Annotated in this window: 10 protein-coding genes and 2 pseudogenes; 10 read left to right on the forward strand and 2 right to left on the reverse strand. The window is 63.1% G+C overall.

What is annotated here, in order from left to right; all coding sequences use genetic code 11:
* The 3 genes and pseudogenes from AHiyo1_RS14220 to AHiyo1_RS26865 form a co-directional block, all read left to right on the forward strand.
* Window positions 1-501 (forward strand): annotated as a pseudogene (locus AHiyo1_RS14220) (phosphoketolase); the annotation flags it as partial.
* A 32-nt stretch (window positions 502-533) separates the two neighbouring features.
* Window positions 534-1,952 (forward strand): HAD-IC family P-type ATPase, encoded by a 1,419-nt coding sequence (locus AHiyo1_RS26860; RefSeq protein ID WP_253257353.1) that lies wholly within the window; start codon window positions 534-536, stop codon window positions 1,950-1,952.
* Window positions 1,953-1,966: 14 nt separating this feature from the next.
* On the forward strand, window positions 1,967-2,980 hold the full coding sequence (locus AHiyo1_RS26865; RefSeq protein ID WP_340639327.1) for an HAD-IC family P-type ATPase: 1,014 nt from the start codon (window positions 1,967-1,969) through the stop codon (window positions 2,978-2,980).
* A 22-nt stretch (window positions 2,981-3,002) separates the two neighbouring features.
* Here AHiyo1_RS26865 and AHiyo1_RS14230 read toward each other — a convergent pair whose 3' ends face one another.
* Window positions 3,003-3,254: a hypothetical protein gene (locus AHiyo1_RS14230; RefSeq protein WP_059389007.1), complete on the reverse strand. Its 252-nt coding sequence runs from the start codon at window positions 3,252-3,254 to the stop codon at window positions 3,003-3,005.
* Between the two features lie 201 nt (window positions 3,255-3,455).
* Between AHiyo1_RS14230 and AHiyo1_RS14235 the strand changes: the two genes are divergently transcribed.
* On the forward strand, window positions 3,456-3,911 hold the full coding sequence (locus tag AHiyo1_RS14235; protein ID WP_059389008.1) for a pyridoxamine 5'-phosphate oxidase family protein: 456 nt from the start codon (window positions 3,456-3,458) through the stop codon (window positions 3,909-3,911).
* Window positions 3,912-3,957: 46 nt separating this feature from the next.
* Window positions 3,958-4,836 carry a universal stress protein gene (locus AHiyo1_RS14240; RefSeq protein WP_059389009.1) on the forward strand — a complete coding sequence of 293 codons (879 nt, stop codon included), beginning with the start codon at window positions 3,958-3,960 and terminating at the stop codon, window positions 4,834-4,836.
* A 12-nt stretch (window positions 4,837-4,848) separates the two neighbouring features.
* On the opposite strand, the gene AHiyo1_RS14245 is transcribed toward AHiyo1_RS14240, so the two are convergent.
* Window positions 4,849-5,292 carry a pyridoxamine 5'-phosphate oxidase family protein gene (locus tag AHiyo1_RS14245; protein WP_059389010.1) on the reverse strand — a complete coding sequence of 148 codons (444 nt, stop codon included), beginning with the start codon at window positions 5,290-5,292 and terminating at the stop codon, window positions 4,849-4,851.
* Window positions 5,293-5,457: 165 nt separating this feature from the next.
* Here AHiyo1_RS14245 and AHiyo1_RS24805 point away from each other — a divergent pair, with 165 nt between their 5' ends.
* From AHiyo1_RS24805 to AHiyo1_RS14260, 5 genes and pseudogenes are all read left to right on the forward strand, one after another.
* A complete protein-coding gene (locus tag AHiyo1_RS24805; RefSeq protein WP_172465597.1) occupies window positions 5,458-5,625 on the forward strand; it encodes a hypothetical protein in 168 nt (55 codons plus the stop codon).
* 55 nt (window positions 5,626-5,680) lie between these two features.
* Window positions 5,681-5,875 (forward strand): hypothetical protein, encoded by a 195-nt coding sequence (locus tag AHiyo1_RS26870; protein WP_253257354.1) that lies wholly within the window; start codon window positions 5,681-5,683, stop codon window positions 5,873-5,875.
* Between the two features lie 47 nt (window positions 5,876-5,922).
* Window positions 5,923-6,327: a cytochrome b N-terminal domain-containing protein gene (locus AHiyo1_RS14250; protein WP_253257355.1), complete on the forward strand. Its 405-nt coding sequence runs from the start codon at window positions 5,923-5,925 to the stop codon at window positions 6,325-6,327.
* The gene (locus AHiyo1_RS14255; protein WP_253257356.1) at window positions 6,324-7,277 is read left to right on the forward strand and encodes a hypothetical protein; all 954 of its coding nucleotides are present in this window, start codon (window positions 6,324-6,326) and stop codon (window positions 7,275-7,277) included. The genes AHiyo1_RS14250 and AHiyo1_RS14255 overlap by 4 nt, the downstream gene beginning before the upstream one ends.
* Before the next feature lie 78 nt (window positions 7,278-7,355).
* Window positions 7,356-8,285 (forward strand): annotated as a pseudogene (locus tag AHiyo1_RS14260) (ABC transporter ATP-binding protein); the annotation flags it as partial.

The following is an 8,285-nucleotide window of genomic DNA, read 5'->3' on the forward strand; positions in this document are numbered from 1 at the left end:
GCAGGGGACATCCCCACCCAGGAGACGCTGGCCGCAGCCTGGTTGCTGCAAGAACATCTGCCCGGACTCGTGGTCCGCGTTGTCAACGTCATGGATGCCATGGTCCTCCCGCCCCGCGACGCCCACCCCCATGGACTCTCCAGTGAGAAGTTCGAAGAGCTGTTCACGGCAGACCGAGAAGTCATCATGGCCTGGCACGGCTACGCCCGGGCCCTGCACCAACTCCTGCATGGAAGACCCCGCCCGGAACGGTTCCATGTCCGCGGCTACAACGAACAAGGAACCACAACCACCCCCTTCGACATGGTGGTCCTGAACAAAATGAGCCGCTACCACCTGGTCCTGGAAGCGTTGCGTCGCATTCACCGGCAGGTCGGAGGCGCGGACGAACTGGTCGACTTCTGCCGCAGGCAGCTGGATGCACATGCGCGATACATCCGGGAACACTTCGAAGACCTCCCGGAAATACGGAACTGGTCCTGGACGCCGCACCTTCCCTAGCGGGAGGAAAAGGAAGGTGCCGTCGAGGAGAAGTGCGGAAAACTGTGACCCAACAACCAGCCCTGAACCATCCCGGTGCCGAGGTGGGCCGCTCGCCCGCTGGATCCGGGTTGTCCAACGCCGAGGTCCTGGCCCGGACGGAAGCAGGACTCGTCAACACCGTTTCGGAGGCTCCAAGCAGAACGCTCGGGCAGATCTTCCGGGCAAACCTCCTGACGCTGTTCAACGTGATCGTGGGCTGCAGCTTCGGCCTGCTGCTTCTTCTGGGCCAGTGGAAGGATGCGCTCTTTGGGCTGGCAGCCGCGGGCAATATCCTCATTGGTGTCGTTCAGGAATACCGGGCCAAAAAGTCACTGGATCGACTCGCGATTCTCGACGCCTCCCCCGCACGGGTGGTTCGCGACGGCACGGCGCAGGATGTTGACCTGCAAGACGTCGTCCGCGACGACGTGCTCGTGCTGCGAGTCGGCGACCAGGTGCCCGCGGATGCTTCCATCATCGACGGCGAAGGCCTGGAACTTGACGAATCGCTCCTCACCGGCGAATCACATCCCGTGAGCAAGGGACCGGGATCCGAAGTGCTCTCCGGCTCCAGCGTCGTCGCCGGGAACGGCAGGGCCCGGGTGGTCCGGGTCGGCGCCGACTCCTTCGCCAGCAAACTGACCGCCGAGGCCAAACGCTTCTCTATGGTCAACTCCGAGATCCGCAATAGCCTCAACAGGATCCTCCGTTGGATCACCTGGCTGTTGCCGCCCGTCATGATTCTTGTCATCAACGGGCAAATGCAGGCGAGCGGTGGTTGGGAGCAAGCCATCACAACCGGAAGCTGGAGGACCGCTTCCGTGGGGGCGGTCGCCAGCGTCATAGCCATGATCCCGCTGGGCCTGGTGCTCCTCTCCAGCGTCGCTTTCGCTGTCGGCGGCCTGCGGCTGGCCCGTCAGGAAGTCCTGATCCAGGAGTTGGCGGCCGTTGAAGGCCTCGCTCGTGTGGACGTGTTTTGCCTGGACAAGACCGGCACCCTCACCGAAGGCAAGCTCGTGTTCGACGGCGTCCACGAGGCCGGTCCGTCGCCGCAACCCGGGTGGAGGGAGGTTCTGGGCTGGTTCGGGACCGACCCGCAGGCCAATGCCACCGCCCGGTGCCTTGCCGATGCCTTCCCCTCGGGCACCAGCCTTCGCCCGAGCTCGACGGTGCCGTTTTCTTCTGCACGGAAATGGAGCGCCGTCAGCTTCGGCTCAGACCAATTCGTCGGCGGCACCTGGGTGCTGGGCGCTCCGGAGATTGTCCTTCGCGAAGACACCCCAGGCACAGCTCGCATTGTTGGGGCAGCAGGCCGCTTGGCCTCAACCGGCCTGCGCACCATGGCCCTGACCTACTTGCCCGGCCCGTTGCCGGCACGGGCCGCAGCGGAGGATCAACCCCGGCCGATTGTGCCCCGGTATGCCTGCTGACCTTCCGGGAGAGCGTGCGCCCGGATGCTGCAAAGATCCTTGACTACTTCCGCGAGCAGGACGTGAAGGTGAGGATTTTCTCCGGCGACGATCCCCGCACCGTTGCCGCCGTCGCCCGCGAGGTCGGGCTGGACGCGGAATACGGGTACGACGCACGGGAATTGCCGGTCGATCCGGACCTGCTGCTGGAAGCTCTGGAGAACAACGTGGTATTCGGGCGTGTCTCCCCGGAACAAAAGAAGGACATGGTCCTTGCACTGCAGCGGGGAGGCCATACTGTCGCGATGACCGGGGACGGGGTCAACGACGCGCTGGCACTCAAGGAAGCGGACATAGGTATCGCCATGGACTCCGCCGCGGCCGCCACCAAGGCCGTGTCCCGCCTTGTCCTCCTGGACGGCCGCTTCGACAGGCTTCCCGGCGTGGTTGCGGAAGGCAGACGGGTCATCGCGAATATTGAACGGGTTTCGGCCCTGTTCCTTAGCAAGACCGCCTACGCCATCGTCCTCTCCGCCACCTTCGGAGCACTTCTGTGGGACTTCCCGTTCCTGCCGCGCCAACTCTCCGCCACAGACGGCCTCACCATCGGAATTCCGGCGTTCTTCCTTGCGCTCATGCCCAACAACCGCCGCTACACCCCGGGATTCCTCAAACGCTCCCTCTCCTTCGCCGTGCCTTCCGGGTTCGTCGTCGCTGCCGCCGTCCTTGCCGTCAACGTCTACGCAACGGTTGTCGGTGCGCACACAGTCAGTGCCACCCGCACAGCTTCCGTTCTCGCGCTATCACTCACGGGTCTATGGATACTGGCAGCCATTTCGCGCCCGCTCAACCTGCGACGCGCAACCATCATCGGAACGATGTACCTGGGCTTGGTCTTCGTGGTGGGAACGCCCCTTCTCCAAGACTTCTTCGGCTTGGAATGGCCACCGAACGATCTTTTAATGACGGCACTTGGAAGCGCGCTCGGCGGAATCCTGGCTATCGAAGCCCTTCACCGGTTCCAGAGCCGGCGAAACGCGCGGAACTAGCCCCGCGCCGCGGAAGCCCTGCTCATTGCCGGCGCCGTAGAGCAGCCCGGCGAGCCGCGAGCTCCGTTTCGTCAATCTCGCCCCGGGCGAAGCGCTCATTGAGGATACGTTCGGAATCATCAACGGCTGGCCCCTGGAAACCCCGTCCGCCCGTGTGGTTCCCCCGCAGCAGGAGGACAACCAAGGTGGCAATGCCACCCGAGAACAGCAACATCATCAGCCCCATGGCGATCCAGCCGCCGATGCCGATGCTTCCACCCCATCCCCACATCATGGCCAATCTCCCTTTGAACTGGATTGCGTACCTGGGTCCAGTGTCGCCCGTTTCCGGTCCGTTCCACAGGGCATTTAGTCACACCGCCGGGCCTTTCGGCCCTACAGCAGGAGAATGGCCCCCAATAGGCTGCTGGGAGTTGTAGGTGTTCACACCCGCGATCAGGTGCCCGAAAGACGAGCTAGACACATAGGAGCAGGCATGTCACTCCCCAGCATGGACGCAGGCCGCGTTGACGGCGGACTGCACGTCGCGGAAGAACTTAGCCAGGAACGGTGCTGGGATCTTTTGCGTTCAAATACCACTGGCCGCTTCGGTTTTCTCCAGCAAGGCCGGGTGATGATCCTCCCCGTGAACTACTTGGTGGACGGCCAGTCCATCTACTTCCGCACTGCCGGGGATGGATCCATCGCCGAGGCAGTCCCGTCGCTCGAGTCGTCCTTTCAGATCGACGATTCACGTGCCGATCGCAGCGAAGGTTGGTCTGTGCTCGTCAGTGGGGCTTCCTCCCGCGTTGAGGATCAGGACCTGCTGACCAGGCTGTGGGGAAAGGTCATGGCGGAGCCTTGGGCCGGTGGAGAACGGAATCTCTTTATCCGGATCCACGCGAGAGTGTCACCGGACGCCACGTGCATCTGGAGTGAGCTTCTGGAGTAAGACTGGAGCCGCTCCACATTCAATCACCCTCGCGGGTAAGGAGACCATGGACACCGCGGAAGAAATCATCGTTGGCTACGACGGGTCCGCCGGGGCTGTCCCGGCTGTCCGCTGGGCTGCCCGCCAGGCGGCCCAGCGGAACTGCGGACTGCACGTGGTCCACAGCACCCTGTGGCCGGCAATCACCCATGATCTGGGTCCCGTGCCTGGCATCGAAGGCAGCGGGTTGCGACGCGCGGCCGAGGACATTCTGGCCGAGGGCGTGGCACAGGTCCTCGATGCGGTTCCCGGATTGGCCGTCAAGACGACGCTGTTCTATGGGTGGCCAGCCGAACACCTCAGGACACTCTCTTCCGGCGCCGCCTTGCTCGTCGTTGGAACCAGGGGCGCGGGGGGCTTCATGGGACTGCTGATCGGCTCCGTCAGCTTGGAACTCGCGGCAACAGCCGATTGCCCCGTCGCTGTCATCCGCGGCGGAGAACACCTGGGCGGTCCGGTTGTGGTCGGCGTCGACTTCGACGATTGGGAGCTGCCGCTTCGGCATGCCTGCGACCTGGCGGCCTTGTCCGGGACTCCCCTTCGATTGGTGCACGTCCGGAAGAAGCACCGTATTCCACGCCCTATCCCTGACGCGGCGACGTCGGCCCAAGACCATGTTGAACCACGAATCCAGGCGCTTCTTGACTCTGCGGTGCAGAGCGCCCACCAAACAATTCCGGACCTCGACGTCCAAAAAAGATCGCCGGTTGGAACGTCCATCCCTGGGTCCATTTTGGCGGAGGCTCAAGATGCGTCCATCATCGTCGTCGGGACGAAAGGACGCGGACTGGTTCGGGGCACTATCGGTTCAACTGCCCATGCTGTCCTTCATCACGCCGCATGTCCGGTCCTGTTGGCGCGCCGGCCAAGCGCGGATCTCCGGTGAAGCAGATGGTGTTCAGTACAAGTCGCCAGGGGCCAGCTCGTCGTTTTCCGGGCCCCGGTGAATCCGTCTCCCGGTGATGGACGTCGGGACGATCTCAACGAACACCCGCTTCTTTGTGGAGGTCAATTGTTGGCGGGGAATCCTTTCGGCGGCTTCAATCTCGGCACCGGATTCAAGTTGCCGCGCCTTGCCTTTAACTACGACGCTCCAGACGGATTGGCTACCGACCCCGTCAGTTTCCAACGCAACTTTGTCATTGATCGTGAGCGCGAACAGCTTCTCCCCTGGATTTGTCCGGAGGAGGATCTTCCCGTCGTGGGCAACGAAATTGATCGGATAGATCTCAGGTTCGTTGGCGATGCTCAATGCCAACCGCCCCAACGTCGCACCCAAAAGGATATTCCAGCATTCTTCCTCGCTCAGGACTTCCACGGGGTTTGCGGTATCCGGTGACATGGCGGGGTCCTTTCGATGGTCGGCATTCCAAGCCATTCCAGCATGCATGCGGCCGGCGCTATCCAATAGGGCCCTTGGACCCGTGTCTGTTGGCCGGCAAGCTTGTAGCGTCATGCATAGGAAGGCGTCCCGTCCAAGGTCCGCCTTTCGTCGAAAGAGGCCGTGATGCTCGGAATACACCAGGCGGATGCCGGAATGCCGGATGGCGGAGTCTATTTCCAGTGGGGTGACTTCCTGATCCAATTCGGCAATCTGGTGGTCATTGCCACGATGGTCGTGCTATTCATTCTCGCCTTGGTGATTCCGTTTCCACACGGTAGGAAACGGAAATGACTGCCGACCACGGCCCGGTTTCGACTACCGACGACGGCGAACCACGATTCTCCACTTGGACAGGAAAGGCCCGGGGCTGGGCGTTGCGCCGCTACCGCCGGACAAGCTGCTTCCTGAAGGCCAGCCGAGTTACGTGGCGTCCTGGATTTACGTCTTCGGCATGGGCGCCGTTGCCGCGTTCGTCTACATCCTCGCTTCCGGCGCCGTGCTGGCATTGAATGGGCCACGTGGTTCCATGCCTCGGCCTTAGGGCGTTTCATCAACAGCACCCATCTGTGGAGCGTTGAACTGTTCTTCATGTTCATGGTGATCCACCTCTGGGGCAAATTCTGGATGGCCGCCTGGCGGGGCGGGCGCGTGCTGACCTGGATCACCGGGATGGTCGCGTTCGTCGTCTCGATCGTTACCGCCTTTACCGGTTACCTGCTTCAAAGCAATTTCGACTCGCAGTGGATCGCCTTCCAAGCCAAAGACGCCCTTAACGCCGTCGGTGTGGGCGCATGGTTCAACGTCGCCGATCTGGGCCAGATACTCATGTGGCACATCACGCTCCTCCCGCTGGCCGTCGCCGTCGTTGTCGCCCTCCATGTTGTTCTCGTGCGGATGCACGGCGTGGTGCCCCCGTTGGAGGCTGCCGAATCTGACGCCCAGCTACGCTCACCAGCGCCAAACCCGGCAACTGACAGCGAGGACAAAAAGTGACCAAATCCCCAGCGTCAACCTCGTGGCGCACGCGAAACGACATCGCCAGCAGGCCATGGCCCGGCACGACGCGCGAATATGACCTGTTCAAGGAGCTTGTTGTTGGGCTGGTGGTTGTTGGCTTGCTTGTCCTGGGACTCTCAGCGGTTTTCAGCTCGCCGGACGAACCAACGGTTACCCTGAAGTCCTGGGCCATGGCCGACCCCGCGGACTTCGTGGCGACAGCCACCACGGAACTCGGGGGCACCAGCGGCACCGCGGGATATGGGCCGCCCTACAACTCGACGCCCGATGCCACCCAAAAACTCGGACCGATCGACCTGCAGAGCCTTTCCGGCGTACGGCTTCCGATCGACACCGCCAACGACTTCATCATCGGCCCGCTCCAAACCCTACCGAACCCTCCGGCGGCCATCGACGAATGGACCAAGGCAAGCGACGCCCAACACGCTGCCTGGACCACCGCGTACGGGGATGCACTCAGCAAAGCCCCGGACAACGACCCGGCGAAGGTTCCGCCCGGCGACTACGGCCCGGTACCCGCCCTCACCGGAGCCCTTCTGGCCATGGCGCAGCAAGGGACCCTTGATCCGGTCCTGGGCGCAAAGGGTTCGTTCTACAACACCGATTACAAAGCCAGCATCTTGTTCCTCGGCGACGGCAGCTACTTCCCTGGCCTCGCCGACGCCCAGCATCTGACAGGCGACCAGTGGGGAATGATGAATGAAACCGGCAACTACCCCGGCCAGTCGTGGCTGTGGCTCTTCTCGGCCCTCTACCAAGTGGAACCCTTCAAATCATCGCCGAACGCGGACGTCCTCGTCGTGTTTTCCATGGTGATCCTGACGCTGCTCCTCACCCTGGTGCCCTTCATCCCCGGGCTCAGGTCATTGGCTCGCCGCATCCCCGTGCACCGCCTGATCTGGCGGGACTACTACAAGCACCGCTAGGCCAACGCGCGAACTGCACCGGAATACAAGGGCCTTTAGGCTATTCAAAACTTTGTGAAAACTGGGTACCTTTGTGTCATGGACACCGTGATCCAGACTGTCGATTTGCACAAGAACTTCGGGCGCGTCAAGGCGCTCGACGGCCTCGACCTCGAGGTCCACAAGGGCGAGATCCACGGCTTCCTCGGGCCGAACGGCGCGGGGAAGACCACCACGCTACGTATCCTTCTCGGTCTGGCCCGGCCGTCGTCGGGCAGCGCGAGCGTCCTGGGCATGCATCCCTGGGCAGACGCCGTCGAACTTCACCGGCGCGTCGCGAGCATCCCGGGAGACGTGAGCCTCTGGCCCAACCTCTCTGGCGGCGAGGCCATCGACCTCCTCTCCCGCCTCCGCGGGGGCGGCGTGGACCATGCTGCCTTCAAAGAGCGCAAGCATCACCTCTGCGAACTCTTCGACTTCGACCCGGGCAAGAAGGGCCGCGCCTACTCGAAGGGAAACCGCCAGAAGGTCGCGCTCATCTCGGCCCTCGTCATGGACGCCGAGTTGTATCTCCTCGACGAGCCGACGAGCGGTCTTGACCCGCTCATGGAGCAGTCTTCACGCGCGAGATCCGGCGGATCGTGCACGAGAACGGCGCCACAGTCCTGCTCTCAAGCCACATCCTCTCCGAAGTCGAGCAGCTCGCCAACCGCGTAAGCATCATCCGCGCCGGCCGGATCGTCGACGGGGGCACACTCGACGCACTGCGCCACCTCACGCGCACGGAAATCTCGTTCGCGCAGGACAGTGTTGACACCCACGCACTGGACACGCTGTCGCAGGTCCACGATCTCACCGTGGCCGACGGGCGCGTCAAGTTCGGCGCCGATTCCGATCGCGTCCACGAGGTCCTGCCGCTTCTGGGCAGCCTCGGGGTCAAAGGCCTGCTCATCGCTCCGCCGTCGCTCGAAGAACTCTTCCTGCGCCACTACGGCGACACGGTCGCCCCGCCTGCCCTGCAGGCAGCGG

This window comes from Arthrobacter sp. Hiyo1 (genome assembly GCF_001263615.2).
Taxonomy (GTDB): domain Bacteria; phylum Actinomycetota; class Actinomycetes; order Actinomycetales; family Micrococcaceae; genus Arthrobacter.

Excerpts from the sequence above, each read along its gene's own strand:
- AHiyo1_RS14235 (WP_059389008.1), top strand. The coding sequence starts at position 3,456 with ATGTCACTCCCCAGCATGGACGCAGGCCGCGTTGACGGCGGACTGCAC.
- AHiyo1_RS24805 (WP_172465597.1), top strand. The coding sequence starts at position 5,458 with ATGCTCGGAATACACCAGGCGGATGCCGGAATGCCGGATGGCGGAGTC.
- AHiyo1_RS14250 (WP_253257355.1), top strand. The coding sequence starts at position 5,923 with ATGTTCATGGTGATCCACCTCTGGGGCAAATTCTGGATGGCCGCCTGG.
- AHiyo1_RS14240 (WP_059389009.1), top strand. The coding sequence starts at position 3,958 with ATGGACACCGCGGAAGAAATCATCGTTGGCTACGACGGGTCCGCCGGG.
- AHiyo1_RS14245 (WP_059389010.1), bottom strand. The coding sequence starts at position 5,292 with ATGTCACCGGATACCGCAAACCCCGTGGAAGTCCTGAGCGAGGAAGAA.
- AHiyo1_RS14230 (WP_059389007.1), bottom strand. The coding sequence starts at position 3,254 with ATGATGTGGGGATGGGGTGGAAGCATCGGCATCGGCGGCTGGATCGCC.